The sequence below is a fragment of the Burkholderia sp. GW821-FHT14F03 genome, assembly GCF_058803765.1.
Window position 1 is genome coordinate 12,805 of record NZ_JBXAPG010000048.1, and the last position, 17,533, is coordinate 30,337.

Below are 17,533 nucleotides of genomic sequence, written 5' to 3' on the forward strand. Positions count from 1 at the left end.
CGTTTCGCCGGAGCGGTGACTCGACGATGACGGATCTCCAGGATGTCTTTGCGGCGGGCGGCGCGCGGCCGGCGACGCTCACGAGTGAACAACGCCAGGCGCTGGAACAGCGGTTGATGGAGCGAGGCGGCGAAGCGCGGGGCGCGATTCCCCGCCGCGGCGGGACGGATGCCGCGCCGCTGTCGTTCGCGCAGGAGCGGCTGTGGTTCTTCGATCAATTGCATCCGGGCAGCGCGCTGTACAACGTGCCGTTCGCGCTGCGGGTCCACTCGGCGGTGCGGGTGGCCGTGCTGGAGCAGACGCTGAACGAGATCGTGCGACGTCACGAGACGCTGCGCACGCGCTTCGAGGCGCATGGCGGCAAACCCGTGCAGCGTATCGTGGAAGCGGCGTCCGCGCCGGTCGCGGTGAGTGATCTGCGCGGGCTGCCGGCCGGCGAGCGGGAGGCGGCGGCGCAAGCGATCGCGGCGCAGGAGGCGGAGCGGCCGTTCGATCTCGGCCGCGCGCCGCTCGTGCGGGCGCGCCTGGTGCGGCTGGGCGAGGCGGACCATCTGATTCTGCTGACGCTTCATCACATCGTGTCGGACGGCTGGTCGATGCACGTGCTGCACCGTGAGTTGGGCGCGCTGTACGCGGCGTTCGATGCGGGCCTGCCGTCGCCGCTGCGGCCGCCGTCGATCCAGTACGCGGATTTCGCGGTGTGGCAGCGGGACTGGCTGCAGGGCGAGACGCTCGCGGCGCAACTGGACTACTGGCGCGGGCAGCTGGCGGGCGCGCCGGCGGTGCTCGCGCTGCCGACGGACCGGCCGCGTCCTGCGGTGCAGCGCTATCGCGGCGGGCTGCTGCCGTTCGTGATCGACCGCGAGACGACGGCCGCGCTGCGCGCGCTCGCGCAGGCCGAGGGGGCCACGCTGTTCATGGTGCTGCTCGGCGCGTTCGCGCTCCTGCTCGCGCGGATCAGCGGCCAGCCGGACATCGTGACCGGCACGCCGATCGCGAACCGCACGCGCGAGGAAACGGAGGACCTGATCGGCTTCTTCGTGAACACGCTGGTGTTGCGCACGCGAATCGACGGGAACGCGTCGTTCCGCGCGCTGCTCGCAGATGTGCGGGAAACCACGCTCGCCGCGTACGCGCATCAGGATCTGCCGTTCGAGCGGCTGGTCGAGGAATTGCAGCCCGAGCGCAGTCTCGCGTACAACCCGCTGTTCCAGGTGCTGTTCGCGTTGCAGACCGACGGCGAAACGCGCGCCGGCTCGGGAACGGCGTCCGCGCAGCCCGTCGAACCGGCGGTGCCGCGCAACGGGATGGCGCGCTTCGATCTGTCGCTCGCGATCACGGACCAGGGCGCGGGGCTCGGCGGCGTGTTCGAGTTCAGCCGCGACCTGTTCGACGATGCGACCGTCGCCGGGCTGGCCGGCCAATTGCAGATCCTGCTGGCGGCGCTCGTGCGGCAGCCGGATCTGGCGGTCCGACGGCTGCCGTTGCTGTCGCCGGCGCAGCGGCACGCGCTGCTGTACGACTGGAACGGCCCGCGTCATCCCTATGATCCCGACCTGTCGGCGCCCGATCTGATCGCGTACCTGGCCGGGACGCTCCCGGAGCGCCCGGCGGTCGAGGCGCCCGACGGTCGGCTCAGCTATCGCGAACTGATGCGGCGCGCGCAGGGCGTCGCCGCGGCGTTGGTCGCGCGCGGCATCGGCGCGGAGGACCGGGTCGGCGTCTGTCTGCGTCCGTCCGCGGCGCTCGCGGTCGCGTTCCTCGGCGTCCTGCAGGCGGGCGCGGCGTACGTGCCGCTCGACCCCGCGTTGCCGTGCCGGCGGCTCGCGCACATCGCGCGGGAAGCGTCGCTGCGCGTCGTGCTCGGCGATCCGGGCGACGGGCACGACTGGGTGCCCGGAGACATCACGCTCGTCGACGTCGCGCAGGCGGCGTTCACGAGCGCGCCGTTCGTCTACCGGCCGCGGCTCGCGCCGGCGCAGTGCGCGTACGTGATCTTCACGTCCGGCTCGACCGGCGAGCCGAAGGGCGTTGCCGTGACGCACCAGGGGCTCGCGCGCGTCGCGTTCGGCCAGCGCGCGCTGTTTCGGCTCACGCCGGCCGATCGGGTGCTGCATTTCGCCGCGATCGGCTTCGACGCGTCGATCTTCGAAATGCTGCTCGCGTGGACGGCGGGCGCCTGCCTGCATTTCGCGCCGGCCGACGCACGCGCCCCCGGCGCGCCGCTCGCCGCGCTGCTGCGCGCGCAACGCATCACGGCCGCCGTGTTGCCGCCGGCGGCGTGCGCGATCACGCCCGACGCCGGGCTGCCCGACCTGGCGTTGCTCATGATGGTGGGCGAGGCTGTCGAGCCCGCCGTCGCGGTGCGCTGGGCCGCCGGACGGCGCTTCATCAACGGCTACGGGCCGAGCGAGACCGCGATCTGGGCGGCGACGGGCGGCTACGATCCGGCCACCGGCCGGGTGCCGATCGGCCGGCCGTGCATCAACACCCGGCTCTACGTGCTCGACCCGCATGGCGAACCGACGCCGCCGGGCGTCGCCGGCGAGCTGTACATCGGCGGTGACGGACTGGCGCGCGGCTACCTCGGGCGGCCCGATCTGACCGCCGCGCGTTTCGTGCCCGATCCGTTCTCAGGCGAACCGGGCGCGCGTCTGTACCGATCCGGCGATCTCGTGCGCCTGCGCGCGGACGGCATGCTCGATTTTCTCGGGCGGACCGACGAGCAGGTCAAGATCCGCGGCTTCCGCATCGAGCCCGGCGAGATCGAGGCGGTGCTGAGCGCCGCGCCGGGCGTCGGCGGCGTCGCGGTCGTCGCGCGCGGCGAGGGCGCGGCGCGGCGGCTCGATGCGCATCTCGCGCCGGCCGGCGCGTCGCTCGACGTGGACGCGGTGCGGCGTCATGCGCAGGAGCATCTGCCCGGCTACATGGTGCCGTCGGCGCTGTACCTCCATGCGGCGCTGCCGCTGACGCCGAACGGCAAGATCGATCGCGCGGCGCTCGCGGCCGCGCCGGTTCAGCCCGAGCAGACCCCCGCCGATGCGCGGCCGCGCAGCGAGGCCGAGGCGGCCGTCGCGGAGATCTGGTCCGGGCTGCTGGAGACCGACCAGGTCGGCATTCATCGCAACTTCTTCGAGATCGGCGGGCATTCGCTGCTGGCGACGCAGCTCGTGTCGCGCCTGCGCGAGCGCTTCGGGCTCGAGGTGCCGCTGCGCACGATCTTCGAGACGCCGACCGTCGCGGGTCTCGCGGCGCTCGTCGAGCGCGCGCCCGCGGGCGGCACGCCGCGCGCCGGGGCGGCGGAGGTTCCGGGCGCACCGGTTCCGCGCGCGCCAGCCGAACTGGCCGACGTCGTGCTCAATGATCTGTTGTGCGCGCTGGCGACGCCCGACGGCGCGGACGCGGTCGACGCCGCGATCGACGCGGCGCTGCGCCGCCAGCCGGCGGATGGCGCAACGGCTTCGCTCGACGACCTGACGCCGGTGGACAAGCGCGCGCTGCTCGCGAGACTGTTGTCGGGGCCCGCGCGCGCGGCCGCCGAGTCGCGCGTCGCGCCGCTGTCGTTCGCGCAGGAGCGGCTGTGGTTCTTCGATCAGTTGCATCCGGGGAGCCCGCTGTACAACGTGCCGTTCGCGCTGCGGATCCGCGCGCCGCTGAGGGCGACGGTGCTGGAGCGCGCGTTGAACGAGATCGTGCGGCGTCACGAGACGCTGCGCACGCGCTTCGACGCGCGGGAAGGCAAGCCGGTGCAGCGGATCGCGGGCGCCGCGTCGGTGCCGTTCGTCGTGGACGATCTGCAAGGGCTGCCGGAGGGCGAACGGACGGCGGCGGCGCAGGCGATCGCGGCGGAGGAGGCGGGGCGGCCGTTCAATCTGGGTGAGGCGCCGCTGATGCGGGCGCGGCTGGTGCAGTTGGGCGAGGCGGATCATCTGGTCCTGCTGACGCTGCATCACATCGTGTCGGACGGCTGGTCGATGGGCGTGCTGTACCGCGAGCTGGGCGCGCTGTACGAGGCGTTCGACGCGGGCCGTCCGTCGCCGCTGCGGCCGCTGTCGATCCAGTACGCGGCGTTCGCGGCATGGCAGCGGGATTGGCTGCAAGGCGACACGCTCGCGGCGCAGCTGGACTATTGGCGCGGGCAGTTGGCGGGCGCGCCGGCGGTGCTGGCGCTGCCGACGGACCGGCCGCGGCCGGCGGTGCAGCGATATCGCGGCGGACTGCTGTCGTTCGCGATCGACCGTGCAACGACGGCGGCGCTGCGCGCGCTCGCGCAGGAAGAGGGCGCGACGCTGTTCATGGCGGTCGCGGCCGCCGTGAAGCTGTTCCTGAGCCGTTGCAGCGGTCAGCGCGACGTCGTCGTGGGCACGCCGATCGCGAATCGCACGCGCGCCGAATTCGAGGACTTGATCGGCTTCTTCGTGAATACGCTGGTGCTGCGCACGCGGATCGATGACGATGCGTCGTTCCGCGCGCTGCTCGCGAACGTGCGGGAGACCACGCTCGCCGCGTACGCACATCAGGATCTGCCGTTCGAGCGGCTGGTCGAGGCGCTGCAGCCCGAGCGCACGCTCGGCCACAACCCGCTGTTCCAGGTGATGCTGCTGTTCCAGGCGGCCGCCGGCACGTCGAGCGAGCCGGCCGCGCCGGCCGACGCGCCGCCGCCCGAGGCGCTGGGCGGCACCTCGAAGTTCGACCTGACCGTGGCGTTCGCCGAGACGGGCGGCGCGCTGTCGGGTGCGATCGAATACGCGAGCGATCTGTTCGATCCGGCGACCGTGGCGACGATGGCGGACCATCTGGTCAACCTGCTGCGCGCGATCGTCGCCGAGCCCGATGCGAGCGTCGCGGCGCTGGAGCTGATCGGCGCGGACGAGCGCGCGCACTTGCTGACGGGCCTCGCCGAGCCGGCCGAGGCGTTCGAGCCGGGACTGACGCTCGACGTGCGCGTCGCGCGCCAGGCGGCGAGCGCGCCCGGCGCGCCCGCGCTGGCGTTCGCGGACGCGACGCTCAGCTATGGCGAACTCGACGCGCGCGCGAACCGGCTGGCGCGGCTCTTGCGCGCGCGGGGCATCGGCACCGACGCGCGCATCGGGCTGTGGCTCGATCGCTCGGCGGCGCTCGTCGTCGCGATGCTCGCGGTGTGGAAGGTGGGCGGCGCGTTCGTCACGCTCGACACGCGCAATCCGCCCGAGCGGCTCGCCTCGATGCTCGCCGACGCGGGCGTGGAGCTCGTGCTTACGGCGGGCGGCGTCGAGGCGCCGCTGCCGGACGGCATGGCGCAGCTCGACCTGGACGCGCAGGCCGGGGCGATCGCGGCGCGTTCCGCGCAGTCGCTCAAGACGCGCAACGCGCCCGCCGGGCTCGCGCAGATCATCTTCACGTCCGGTTCGACCGGCAAGCCGAAGGGCGTGATGATCGAGCACCGTCAATTGTCGTGGCTGCTCGACGCGATGCACTCGGCGCGCATCGCGCCCGAGGATCGTGTCGCGCAGAGTTCGAGCCCCGCGTTCGACGTGATGGCGTTCGAATGCTGGGGCGCGCTGAGCGCGGGCGCGTGCCTCGTCGGCATCGAACGCGACGCGCTGCTGGTGCCCGACCAGCTCGCGGCGACGCTGGCCGAGCGCCGCGTCAGCGTGCTGTACCAGACGGCCACGCTGTTCAACCAGACGGCCGCGCATCGCCCCGACGCCTATCTCGGCGCGCGCCTGCTGCTCGTCGGCGGCGACCAGGTCGATGCGGCGAAGGTGCGCGCGGTGATGCAGGCGTCGCGGATTCCGGTGTTCAAGCACACCTATGGTCCGACCGAGACCACGGTGTTCTGCTCGATCCAGACGCTGACCGCGCCGCCGCCCGAAGGCGCGCCGCTGTCGCTCGCGCCGGCGCTGCCGCACGCGACGCTGTACGTCGTCGACGCGGCCGGCCGGCTCGCGCCGACGGGCACGATCGGCGAAATCCTGATCGGCGGGGCGTGCGTCGCGCGCGGCTATGTCGGCCGCCCCGACCTGACGGCCGAGCGCTTCGTGCCTGATCCGTTCGGCGGCGCGCCGGGCGGGCGGCTGTATCGCACGGGCGATCTCGCGCGGCTGCGCGCGGACGGCACGCTCGAATTCCTCGGCCGCGCCGACGGACAGGTCAAGATCCGCGGCTACCGGATCGAGCCGAGCGAAGTGGACGCGGCGCTGCGCGAGCATCCGGCGGTGCGGACGACGGTGACGGTGTGCCGGGGCGGTCCGGACGACCGGCAGCTGGTTGCCTACGTGGTGGCTGCCGACGCGGCCGCGCCGCCTGACGACGACACGCTGCGCCGTCATTGCAAGCGGCTGTTGCCCGACTACATGGTGCCCGCGCATTTCGTCGCGGTCGACGCGATTCCGCTGACCGCGAACGGCAAGCTCGATCGCGCGGCGCTGCCCGCGCCCGGCGAACGGCCGGCCGGCGGCGCGCCGGGCGAGCCGCCGCAGAGCGACACGGAGCGGGCGGTCGCCGCCATCTGGAGCCGGATTCTCGGCATCGAACGGATCGCGCGCACGGATCATTTCTTCGACATCGGCGGCCATTCGCTGCTGGCGACCCAGGTGATCTCGCGGCTGCGCGACGAACTCGGCGCGGAGGTGTCGTTGCGGACGATCTTCGAGATGCCGACCGTCGTCGATCTCGCGCGCGCGGTCGACGAGCTGCGCGCGAACGGCGCGCCGGCGTCGTCGGTTCCCGAGCTGGTCAGCGTGCCGCGCGCGGCCTATCGGGCGCGACGCGGCGGCTCCGCGCGCGGTGACGCGCAATGAGCCCGCTCGACGTCGCCACGCCGCCGGAGACCACTGAACAGGACGTGTACGTGTTTCCGGCGTCCTTCGCGCAGGAGCGGCTGTGGTTTCTCGAGCAGCTTCAGCCGGGCCAGGCGATCTACAACATGTACGACATCGTGCCGTGGCGCGGCGCGCTCGCGTGGGGCGCGCTGGAGCGCGCGCTCGACGCGTTGATCGCGCGGCACGAGACGCTGCGCACGCATTTCGACGTCGAGGACGGCCATCCGGTACAAGTCGTCGCGTCGACGGTGACGCTGCCGCTCGCGCTCACCGACCTGAGCGCGCTGCCCGAGGCCGAACGCGCGGCGGCCGCGCAGCGGTGCGCGGTCGACGAGGCGGCGCGGCCGTTCGATCTGGACGCGGCGCCGCTGTTGCGACTGCGCGTGATCCGGGTTGCGCCCGATGAGCACCTGCTGGTGCTGACGATCCATCACATCATCGCCGACGGATGGTCGATGCGCGTGTTGTATCGAGAATTCAGCACGCTGTACGCGGGATTCGCCGACGGCCGGCCCGCGACGCTCGCGCCGCTGCCGATCCAGTACGCGGACTTCGCGGTGTGGCAGCGCGACTGGCTCGACGGCGACGCGCTCGAGCGCCAGCTCGCGTTCTGGCGCGGCCAGCTCGACGGCGCGCCGGCCGCGCCGCTCGATCTGCCGTTCGACCGGCCGCGCCCGGCGGCGCCGAGCTATCGGGGCGCGCTGCACAACTTCTCGCTCGACGCGGCGACGACGCGTGCGGTGCGCGCGTTCGCGCAGCGCGAAGGCGCGACGCCGTTCATGGTGTTGCTGGCCGTGTTCAAGCTCTTGCTCGCGCGCTGCAGCGGACAGTCCGACGTGGTGGTCGGCACGCCGATCGCGAACCGGACCCGCGTGGAACTGGAAGGCTTGATCGGTTTCTTCGCGAACACGCTCGTGTTGCGCAGCCGCGTCGACGACACGCGCGGATTCCGCGCGCTGGTGGGCGCGGTGCGCGAGACGACGCTCGCCGCGCATGCGCACCAGGACTTGCCGTTCGAACGGCTCGTCGAGGCGCTTCGGCCGCAGCGCGCGCTGAATCACAACCCGCTGTTCCAGGTGATGTTCGTCCTGAACGCGTTCGACGATCGCGGCCGTCCGGCCGAGGACGACGGGCACGACTACCGCGAGATCGGCATCGGAACCGCCAAGTTCGATCTGCATGTGTCGATGATCGAAGTCGGCGGCCGCTTGCGGGGCATCGTCGAATACGCGACCGACCTGTTCGACGCGCCGACGATCGAACGGCTCGCGCGCCACTTCACGACGCTGCTCGGCGCGGCGCTCGCGTCGCCCGACCAGCCGATGGGCGCGCTGCCGCTGATGGACGCCGCCGAGCACGCCGCCGCGCTGGCCGCTGCCGCGTCGCCGTGGCCGGCCGAGGCGACGCCGCCGCTCGTCCATGAACGCGTCGCGGCCCGGGCGGCGGCGACGCCGGACGCGATCGCGCTTCGGCAGGGTGAGCGCGCGCTGACGTACGGCGAGCTGGCGCACCGCGCCGAGCGGCTCGCGCACGCGCTCGCGGCGCGCGGCGCCGGACCGGACGCGCCGGTGGGTATTTATATCGACCGTTCCATCGAGCAGGTGGTGGCGGTGCTCGCGGTGCTGCAGGCGGGCGCGTGCTACGTGCCGCTCGATCCGGTCTATCCCGAGCAGCGGCTCGCGGCGATCTGCGCGGACGCGCGGCTCGGGCTCGTGGTCACGGCGGGCGCGGCGCCCGCATTCGCCGGGTCCGCCTGCGTGCCGGTGGACGCGGACGCCCCGGCGGCGCGCGAGGCGCTGCCGGCCGCCCGGCGCGACAGCCTCGCCTATCTGCTCTATACGTCGGGCTCGACGGGGCGGCCGAAAGGCGTCGCGATGCCGCACGGGCCGCTCGCGAACCTGATCGCGTGGCAGCACGCCGCCGCGCCCGCGCCGGCGCGCGTGCTGCAATTCACGTCGCTGAACTTCGACGTGTCGGCGCAGGAGATCTTCTCGACGCTGGGCGCGGGCGCGACGCTCGTGCTCGCGAGCGAGGAGGAGCGCCGCGATCCGGCCGCGCTGCTGCGCCGCCTTGCGGCCGACGGCATCGAACGGCTCTTCGCGCCGGCGGCCGCGCTCCAGGCGCTGGCCGCGACGGCGGCGGACGACCCGGCGGGCCCGGCGCTGGCGTTGCGGGAGATCATCACGGCGGGCGAGCAGTTGCAGGTGTCGCGGCCGCTCGCGGATTTCGTGCGCCGCCATCGCATCGCCGCGTTGTCCAACCAGTACGGCCCGACCGAGACGCACGTCGCGACCGAGTGGCGTCTCGCCGGCGCGCCGGACGACTGGCCGGAACTGCCGCCGATCGGCCGCGCGATCGCGGGCGCGCGGGCCTATCTGCTCGACCGCCTCGGCGCGCTGGTGCCGGACGGCCTGCCGGGCGAGCTGTGCATCGGCGGCTGCCTGCCCGCGCGCGGCTACCTTGGCCAGCCGGCGCAAACGGCCGAGCGCTTCGTGGCCGATCCGTTCTCGCCGACGCCAGGCGCGCGGATGTACCGCACCGGGGATCTCGCGCGCCGCCGCGCCGACGGCGCGCTCGTGTTCCTCGGTCGGCTCGACCGGCAGATCAAGGTGCGTGGCGTGCGGGTCGAACCGGGCGAAGTGGAGGCCGTGCTGCGCGACGCGCCGGGCGTGCGCGAGGCGGTGGTGGTCGACGGGCCGGACCCGGCGGGCGGCCGTCGCCTGATCGCGTACGTGAACGCCGCGCGCAGCCAGGACGGCGCGGCCGACGCGGCTGCGCTGCGGCGTCACTGCCGCACGCGGCTGCCCGAGTCGATGGTGCCGGCGCTGTTCGTGCCCGTGACGGCGATGCCGCTCACGCCGAGCGGCAAGATCGACCGCGCGGCGTTGCCGGATCCGGAGCCGCCGCGCGCGGCCGCGTCGTCGGACGCGCCGCCCGGCACCCCCGTCGAGATCGCGCTGGCGGCGATCTGGAGCGAGGTGCTGAAGGTCGAGCCGGTCGGCCTGCATGACAATTTCTTCGACCTGGGCGGCCATTCGTTGCTCGCCACCCGGGTGGCCGCGCGCATCCGCGCGCGGCTCGGCGTCGAACTGCCGCTGCGGCGGCTGTTCGAGGCGCCGACCATCGCCGAGCTGGCCGTCGCGATCATCGACGCCGAGCTGGCGCGCACCGCGCCGGCCGAACTTGCCGCGCTGCTCGGCGAGACGGCCGCGCGCGATTTCCAGGGAGATCGCCGATGACACGAGACGAGGACGACACGACGCGCTACCAGGTCGTGGTCAACGAGGAAGAACAGTATTCGCTGTGGGCCGCGCACGCGACGCCGCCGCTGGGGTGGCGCGAGACGGGCTTCGAGGGCGACCGGGACGCGTGCCTCGCGCGCGTCCGCGAGGTCTGGACCGACATGCGGCCGCTGTCGCTGCGCCGTGTACTGGGAGGGGACGCCTCATGAGCGAACAGCCAACACCGCTGCGCATCGCGCTGCTCACGTCGGACGACGCGCATCACCGTTATCTCGCCGCCGAACTGCATCGCCGCTTCGGGCTCGCCGCGCTGGTGGTCGAGCCTTCCGATTGCCAGCACCGGCGGCTGTGGCGGCGCAGGCGCTGGATCGACTGGGCGGCGCTCGGCTATCACCGCTGGCGTCGCACGCTGGTCGGCTTGAATGCCTATCGCCGCGCGTATTTCGCGCTGCCGCCCGACGCGCCCGAATGGCCGACACCGCCGAGCCTGACGGTCGACTGGATCAATCGCGACGAGGTCGTCGCGCTGCTGGAGGAGACCGCGCCCGACGTGACCGTCGTGATCTGCACGAGCATCCTGTCGCGCCGCACGCTGGCCGCGACGGGCACGACGATCAATATCCACGGCGGTTTCCTGCCGTGGTATCGCGGCAATCAATGCTTCTTCTTCGCGCTCTACGACCGCGCGTTCGACCGGATCGGCTCGACGATTCATTTCGTCGACGCCGGGGTCGACACGGGCGACCTCATCACGCGGATCACGCCGCCGCTGTACGCGGACGACACCGCCGAGAAGCTGTACTGCCGCGCGGAGAAGGCGGCCATCCACCGGCTCGTCGAACTGCTCGCGGATCTCGAGGCGGGCGTGCCGCTGCCGCGCGCGCCGCAGTCGCCGGTCGGACGGCAATACCGCAATCGCGACCGCAATGTGTTCCATGACCTGCGGCTGTTCTTCCGGCGCAAGCGCGGCGCGCTGGGCATTCCGACCGCGGCCGCGGCCGCGGGCGCGCGCGTCGCGCCCTCTGAGTTCCTGCGTTCCGAAGGAGAATCGCGATGAGCCATGTCTACGTGCTTTACACCGGCGGCACGATCGGCTGCATCGGCACGCCGCTCGCGCCGATGCCGGGGCCGCAGTTCCAGGCGCTGATCGAATCGATGCCGGGGCTCGCCGGCGGCGAGGTGGCGGGCTATCCCGACCTGAGCTACACGGTCGCGTGGTTCGACACGCCGCTCGACAGTTCGAACATGACGCCGGCCGACTGGATCACCATCGCGCAGTCGCTCGCCGAAGTCTACGACGACTACGACGGCTTCGTGGTGCTGCACGGCACCGACACGATGGCGTTCAGCGCGGCCGCGACGTCGTTCCTGCTGCAGGGGCTCGCGAAGCCCGTCGTGTTCACGGGCTCGCAGGTGCCGCTCGCGACGACGCTCAACGACGCGCTGACCAATCTGATCGGCGCGATCGTGATCGCCGGCACGACGGGCATTCCCGAGAGCCTGCTGTACTTCGATTCACTGCTGCTGCGCGGCAACCGCTCGGTCAAGGTCAACGCGAATCAGTTCGCGGCGTTCGCGTCGCCCAATTTTCCGCCGCTCGCGACGGTGGCCGCGCAGATCACGATCAACACGGCGTTGCTGCTGCCGCCGCCGGACTGGAGCGTGTCGCTCGACAACCCCGCGAACCTCGCCGCCGCGAAGACGCGCCTGAGCAGCCAGTCGCAGGCGCTGCGGAATTTCGCGGCGATCGTGATGACGCTCTATCCGGGCATCGGCGCATCGGTCGCGAACGCGATGATCAACGAGAGCGCGCCCGCCGTGCGCGGCGTCGTGATCGAGGCGTTCGGGGAAGGCAACGGCCCGTCGGCCGCAGACTTCCTGCAGGTGCTGTCGACCGCGAACAAGGCGGGCGTCGTGCTGATGGACAACACGCAGGTGCTCGCGGGCACGGTCAACATCGGGGCCTACGAGACGGGCTCCGGACTCGCGGAAGCGGGCGCGATCAGCGCCTACGACATGGTGCCCGAGGCATCGCTCGCCAAGCTCGTCAGTCTGATCAGCGTGGGCATGGCGCCCGCCGAGATCCGCAAGACGATGCAGCGCAGCCTGGCGGGCGAGATCACGCCGCCCGAGAGCGCGGCCGTGAGGACGCTGCCGGGCCACTGAGGCCGCCGCCGATTCACTCAACCCGAAGGAGACAGAAAATGCTGATGAAACCTTATGCGCGTTACCGGCTGAGCGGGATGATCCACGAAGACGACCCGCGCTATGCGGTGCTCAGTCCGGGGATGGAGCTGGCGTCCAACCAGCAGATCGCGCCGAACTACGTGACCGTGCCAGGCGGCAAGCGGGTGCCGCAGTACGCGCCCAGCGTGGTCGGCACGTCGATCGCCTACGATCCGGCCGCCAACTGCGAAGGCTGCTTCATGTCCTACAAGTTCCAGGTGAACAACAACTGCTACAACTACTCGACGAACATCGCGTCGAACTCGTTCGCGCAGCCGGGACGGATGCACGGCTATTTCCTGACGTCGCCGCCCACCGGTCCCGACGTGGTCAAGGGCGCGGAACTCGACGGGCTCGTCAACCTCGGTTCGTCGACCCGCGAGGACATGGCGCAGCATGCGCGCGCGCAGGGCGGCGTCGGCCACTACGTCGCGCTGCTGATTTCGCCGGGCGACGCGTCGGTCGGCTGGCCGGGCGACTATCACTGGGTGCGCTGCGACTCGACGTCGAAATTCGATACGTGGTCGCAGAAGGACGGGGGCGACCAGGTCACGAACTTCGATTTCGCCGGCAACCCGATCAGCTGGCCGCCGACGGCCGACTGGGTGGTGAACCAGGGGCCGCTGATCCAGGGCAATCCCAACGACATCGTCGTGTCGTACAGCTTCTACTGCTTCATGTACGTACCCGCCGCCGGCATCTCGGTGATCTGAGCCGGATGCCTCTGCGCGCCTCGGCGGCGAGGGTTCGCCGTCCGGCGCGCGGGTTTCGCCGCGCCGCGCGGGCAGCGTGGGCCGCCGGCCGCGCCTCGGCGAGACAACCATGGAGCCTGAGAGGACCGCGCGCGGGACGGTGTGATGCTGTCCGCTGTCATCCCTCCATCCCTCCATCCCTCCATCCCTCCATCCCTCCATCCCTCCATCCCTCCATCCCTCCATCCCGTCATCCCGTCATCCCGTCATCCCGTCATCCCGTCATCCCGTCGCGGCCCCGCAGTCCTGCGGCCTCACAGCCGCGCGACGTCGGCGATCGCGTCCACGAACGCGCGCGGGGCTTCCTGAGGCAGGTTGTGACCGATGCCGCCCGAGATCGTCCGGTGCGCGTACTTGCGCGCATAGACGGCGGGTTCAGGATGGGGCGCGCCGTTCGCATCGCCTTCGAGCGTGATCGACGGCACGGTGATCGGCGGCGCGGCCGCGAGCCGCCGTTTCAGCGCGCCGAAGCGCGATTCGCCCTGCACGAGCCCCAGCCGCCAGCGGTAATTGTGGATCACGATTGCCACGTGGCCGGGATTGTCCAGCGAGGCGGCGGAGCGCGCAGATCAAGGCCTGCGACGGCGATATCGATGACGACGCGCGCAAGCGGGCGCGCTTGGGCAACCGCGCCGCCGCGCTGTCCGCCGGCGAGGCGCGGGTGTCGATCGGATGCGGAGAAGGTGGCGCGTACAACGATCTCAGTCGCGGGTATCGGCTGCGCCGCGTGGGGCCGTTGTCCGGCGATCCGGTTGAACCGGAGGGGGCGGGGCGCGACGATGCGTTGCAGCCGGCGAATCAACGGGCGGGCGCGGGATAGACGGCGGAGCAGCAGTGCTTGTCCAGTTTCGATCGCGTGCGCGGCATCGGAGACTGCGGCGACCAGACGGACTGGGACGTCGACGGGACGCGGTTCGTGCGGGAGCGCGAGCGCCTGGAAAGCGCCTGCGCGGGTATAGGCGTGGCGGCGTGGCCCCGGCTCTATCGAACGAAGCGGGAGTCGTTGACCCGGCGTTTGTTTTGCGTGCGCGCGTGGCGGCGGTGCGCGGTCGGCGAGCGGGAAAGCGGGTTGCGGGGCCGGACCGATGGTAGAATGCCGTCCGCCCTTGCCGGGGTGATGAAATTGGTAAACATAGCGGACTTAAATGTTTGAGTGCCCGGTTGGAAACGGCCGGTGTAGAACCCTTCAAATTCGGTGAAACCCCTGATGCGCGATGCATCGAGGCAACGCCGAGCCAAGCCTTGGCGTTGCCGAGGAAGGTGTAGAGACTAGACGGGGGGCGCCTAAGATCCGGCGCGGCGCGCATCGCGCGCGCCGAACGGAAGATGGCGAAGGCATAGTCCAGCGCACGAACGGGCTGCGCACGCAGCATCGGCTTCGAAAGAAGCAGTGTGATGAAAATCCGCCGCCTTAACAGGCTTGCCGGTTCAAGTCCGGTCCCCGGCACCAAGCACCCTCTACGTAATTTCCCAAAGAAGTAGAACCTAGTGGAATCAAGGGGTTGGAGGGGTTTTCTTATTGAATTCCTTTTCACGTTTCCCATGTTCGGGTCGTAAAGTGCGGGCTCAATTCCCCACTTCCTCCCCACGTCACTCCCCATCATGGCATCAGTCACGCCGGTTAATGGAGGCTTTCGCGCCCAGGTGTATATCGCTGGTAAGGACGGTACGAAGTCCCTCCGCGTCTCCAAGGTGCTGCGCACCAAGCGCGAGGCGACGAACTGCGGCGCTGCCCGAGAAGCGGCGCTTTTAGCGCAGCGCGATACGCCACCCGCAGACCTGCACACCCTCGAAGATGCGATGAAGCCGTACGCCGAACGCGTCTCGACGAAAAAGGGCGGAACGAAAGAAGACGCGATCCTTGGAATGAGCATTCGATAAGATCCATCAGAATGTCGCGGAATTCGTGCCTGCTAGAATTCGAGCGAATTCCTCTGGAGGCGATATGGCGAAATGCACGCGTTTCTATCAGGCGTTCAAATCGAATATGGACGCCTTGGGACTCTCGGCGCCTGCCAGCTTGTTCGGCTCTGTCCAGGCGGCTACGGGGACGCTGACGACGATTCTGGGCACGCTCAAGGCCCTCGGCCCCAATGCCACGGTCGCGGAGCTGATCGGCGCGACAACCGGACTTGAGCTGCTTGGTGTGGTCGCTGCCGGTGGCGCTGCATTCTATGCGGGCGCTGTAGTCGGGAGCCTCATCGTCGCGACCAACGCGTCGCTCTATTGCAGCAACAAGGTTGCGGCGGCGTCGAGCGTGCATCAATGGGCGTCGCGTCGCGGTATCTCGTTGCCGCCGAGCGTCTATCAGGCTATTCAGCGGCATCCGGAAGTCTTGCAACCCGGCAACGCGTCGCGCGCCTACGCTTTCCGCGCACAACTTCGGGCGGCAGCATGAGCCGGCTTGCGGATCGAGCGCTCCTCATCCTGGCGGCGGTGGTGCTTGCTGGCGGCGCGTGGGCGATGCTTCATTATTCTGGAGAGTGGTTTTTCCCGGCAGCTTCGCTCGTTGTGTTCGTCCTTCTGGTCGTACAAAATCATCGGCTCAGAAAGCGCCTGAAAAGCGGGGCGGTGCGGGAGGGCGAAAGGGCGGCGCGGCGACATTGAAATACGGTCTTTAACTACGCAATCATTACCCACGGAGGACGCGGAGCCGCTTCTGGCTTGCCGGTTCAAGTCCGGTCCCCGCACCATTTGCCTGCCACGCGCGTTGCACCGAAGCGGCTGCCGCGCGTCGCGCCGCCCAGGCGGGCGCAACTGGGCGGGAGCGCTCGAAGATCGGCCGGCACACTGCAATCGGCCATGGATTTGCTATTCTGGTTGTCGGCGTTTCGCACGCGATACCGTATCCATCGGGACGATCGAGCAGGCCCGGGTCGTCAATCTGTCTTTCAACATACCGAAGCATTGCTTGCCATATCCATACAGGTGGCGCTGAAGCGCGTGATCCGATTGGCTGGGTCGAGTTTCCGGCATTGACGTTTTGCACCGATATTCCGGCGACGCGGCCTGTCGCATGGGCCGATCGCGAACCCGTTAGTGAGTGATCCGCCGGACGCGCGTCGGTAGGCGGTTTCCCACCAACGTGCCGCGTTGATCCCGTGTCGGCCTCGCCGAGGCGCACCGATCGAATCATGCCGCTCATAGCCGGGCGCTTTGGGAATTCGGACGACCCGGGCAGTGCAGTCACGGAGCGCAAGCGTGTTTCCAGCGGGCCGATCAGGGGCATATAGACCAACCGGGACGGTAGAATCAGGCTCCCTGGCGGTTGAACCTGTTGCTGTCGGATCGAGGCGAACGAGCAAACATGACGAAGTCGGCCGATACGTTCAAAGCGATGTTTTTCTGCCTGCTGGGCTTGGCCTTGCTGGCGGGGATGGTGTATTCGATCGTCGACACGCGTTCGTTTCTGAAGGAAGCGGAGCGGGCGAGCGGGCAGGTCGTGGCGTTGAATGCGGGCGGCAGCCACCCTGAAATCGCATTCGTGACGTCCTCCGGCGAGCATGTGTCCTATGCGCAAGGCGGTCTCGTGTTCGGTATGAAAGTGGGGGATGCGGTGCAGGTGCGCTATCTGGCGTCTTCGCCCCGGACCTCGGCCACCCTGGATCGATTCCTGGCGATTTGGACCGTCCCGATCTTTCTGGGCTTTTTCGGTGTGAGCGCGGCGTTGGGAGGGGTGTTCAGCTTCCCTCGGCCCTGACTTCCGGGATCAATCCATGTCTTTGTTGCGGCGTAGCCATTGGGAATATCAGACCGGAGCGACATTCGGCGCGAGCGTCGAATTCGTCACGGGCTCGGGCGGCGAGATCCTGTTGAAGAATCCCGCTGGGCAGTTCCAGCGTTTCTGGTATGGCGGCCTGGGTGTTGGCGTGGGTTTCGGCGTCAAGCTTCCGAAGGTCAAGTTGCCGACATTCGCGATCAGCGGCAAAGCCCTCAGCGGCAGCGGTTCGGCCGAGGCATTGCCCAGCGCCGGCTGGATTTACATGACGCCGGCTTTTTCCGGCACGGAGCTTGAACGGGCCGACTTGCAGGGCGGCGCCGTTTATCTGGACGGAAGCGCTGAAATCATCCTCGCGGGCGGCGGCGGGTCGGTCATGTTGCTCGGCATCAACGCGGCCTTGCTTTCGCTCGCGATCAGCCAGATCACGATCAATCCCTTGCTGTTCGAATGGGTGCTGCAACACGCGAAGGCGCTCCTGATCATGGTGGGCGTCAATGCCGGCCTGAATGCAAACGGCAAGGGGTTCGGCGGCGGGGCCGGCATTCTCGCCGGATACGTCCACTGATCCGGATCGGGGCCCGCGTGCCGGGCGGGGCGTGCATCGCAGGCGGGCCAGCCGGCTTCCGCCGCCGCGACACGCCGGTGTCGCGGTTCGACCGGGCATGGGGACGGAAGAAGCGCACCATGGCCGGGGCGAATCGATGCAGGCGGGCCATGCCGCGATGATGGGAAAGCGTCGAGCGAACCTTGCCGGATGACGTACCAGCACTCCGGCTTTACGTTTGTAAT

Annotated in this window: 12 protein-coding genes, 1 tRNA gene and 1 pseudogene; 13 read left to right on the forward strand and 1 reads right to left on the reverse strand. The window is 70.1% G+C overall.

Translation table 11 applies throughout. The annotated features are described in order from the left end of the window. Positions 1-26 precede the first annotated feature (26 nt). The 6 genes from AC1RQF_RS26820 to AC1RQF_RS26845 are packed head-to-tail and all read left to right on the forward strand — an operon-like array spanning position 27 to position 12,984. Positions 27-6,782 (forward strand): amino acid adenylation domain-containing protein, encoded by a 6,756-nt coding sequence (locus tag AC1RQF_RS26820; protein ID WP_492873323.1) that lies wholly within the window; start codon positions 27-29, stop codon positions 6,780-6,782. Continuing rightward, positions 6,779-10,042 (forward strand): amino acid adenylation domain-containing protein, encoded by a 3,264-nt coding sequence (locus AC1RQF_RS26825; protein WP_492873324.1) that lies wholly within the window; start codon positions 6,779-6,781, stop codon positions 10,040-10,042. The genes AC1RQF_RS26820 and AC1RQF_RS26825 overlap by 4 nt, the downstream gene beginning before the upstream one ends. Then, on the forward strand, positions 10,039-10,254 hold the full coding sequence (locus tag AC1RQF_RS26830) for an MbtH family protein (RefSeq protein WP_274002255.1): 216 nt from the start codon (positions 10,039-10,041) through the stop codon (positions 10,252-10,254). The genes AC1RQF_RS26825 and AC1RQF_RS26830 overlap by 4 nt, the downstream gene beginning before the upstream one ends. Further along, positions 10,251-11,102, forward strand: coding sequence for a formyl transferase (locus AC1RQF_RS26835; protein WP_492873325.1), 852 nt, complete (start codon positions 10,251-10,253; stop codon positions 11,100-11,102). Before AC1RQF_RS26830 ends, AC1RQF_RS26835 begins: the two co-directional genes overlap by 4 nt. Then, positions 11,099-12,211 (forward strand): asparaginase domain-containing protein, encoded by a 1,113-nt coding sequence (locus AC1RQF_RS26840; RefSeq protein WP_274002258.1) that lies wholly within the window; start codon positions 11,099-11,101, stop codon positions 12,209-12,211. The genes AC1RQF_RS26835 and AC1RQF_RS26840 overlap by 4 nt, the downstream gene beginning before the upstream one ends. A gap of 38 nt (positions 12,212-12,249) precedes the next feature. Beyond that, positions 12,250-12,984 carry a hypothetical protein gene (locus AC1RQF_RS26845; protein ID WP_274002259.1) on the forward strand — a complete coding sequence of 245 codons (735 nt, stop codon included), beginning with the start codon at positions 12,250-12,252 and terminating at the stop codon, positions 12,982-12,984. 293 nt (positions 12,985-13,277) lie between these two features. Here AC1RQF_RS26845 and AC1RQF_RS26850 read toward each other — a convergent pair. Beyond that, positions 13,278-13,586 (reverse strand): annotated as a pseudogene (locus AC1RQF_RS26850) (alpha/beta hydrolase); the annotation flags it as partial. 293 nt (positions 13,587-13,879) lie between these two features. Between AC1RQF_RS26850 and AC1RQF_RS26855 the strand changes: the two are divergent. From AC1RQF_RS26855 to AC1RQF_RS26885, 7 genes are all read left to right on the forward strand, one after another. Then, complete coding sequence (locus AC1RQF_RS26855) at positions 13,880-14,176, forward strand: DUF1176 domain-containing protein (protein ID WP_492873339.1); 297 nt, start codon at positions 13,880-13,882, stop codon at positions 14,174-14,176. A 449-nt stretch (positions 14,177-14,625) separates the two neighbouring features. Further along, on the forward strand, positions 14,626-14,904 hold the full coding sequence (locus tag AC1RQF_RS26860; RefSeq protein ID WP_492873326.1) for a hypothetical protein: 279 nt from the start codon (positions 14,626-14,628) through the stop codon (positions 14,902-14,904). 64 nt (positions 14,905-14,968) lie between these two features. Further along, positions 14,969-15,421 (forward strand): hypothetical protein, encoded by a 453-nt coding sequence (locus AC1RQF_RS26865; RefSeq protein ID WP_274002261.1) that lies wholly within the window; start codon positions 14,969-14,971, stop codon positions 15,419-15,421. Beyond that, positions 15,418-15,630: a hypothetical protein gene (locus AC1RQF_RS26870; protein WP_492873327.1), complete on the forward strand. Its 213-nt coding sequence runs from the start codon at positions 15,418-15,420 to the stop codon at positions 15,628-15,630. The genes AC1RQF_RS26865 and AC1RQF_RS26870 overlap by 4 nt, the downstream gene beginning before the upstream one ends. Further along, positions 15,597-15,716 (forward strand) — tRNA-OTHER (locus tag AC1RQF_RS26875). Before AC1RQF_RS26870 ends, AC1RQF_RS26875 begins: the two co-directional genes overlap by 34 nt. A gap of 614 nt (positions 15,717-16,330) precedes the next feature. Beyond that, positions 16,331-16,723: a DUF3592 domain-containing protein gene (locus AC1RQF_RS26880; RefSeq protein WP_492873328.1), complete on the forward strand. Its 393-nt coding sequence runs from the start codon at positions 16,331-16,333 to the stop codon at positions 16,721-16,723. Between the two features lie 16 nt (positions 16,724-16,739). Further along, positions 16,740-17,309 carry a hypothetical protein gene (locus AC1RQF_RS26885; protein WP_274002264.1) on the forward strand — a complete coding sequence of 190 codons (570 nt, stop codon included), beginning with the start codon at positions 16,740-16,742 and terminating at the stop codon, positions 17,307-17,309. The last annotated feature ends 224 nt before the right edge of the window (positions 17,310-17,533 follow it).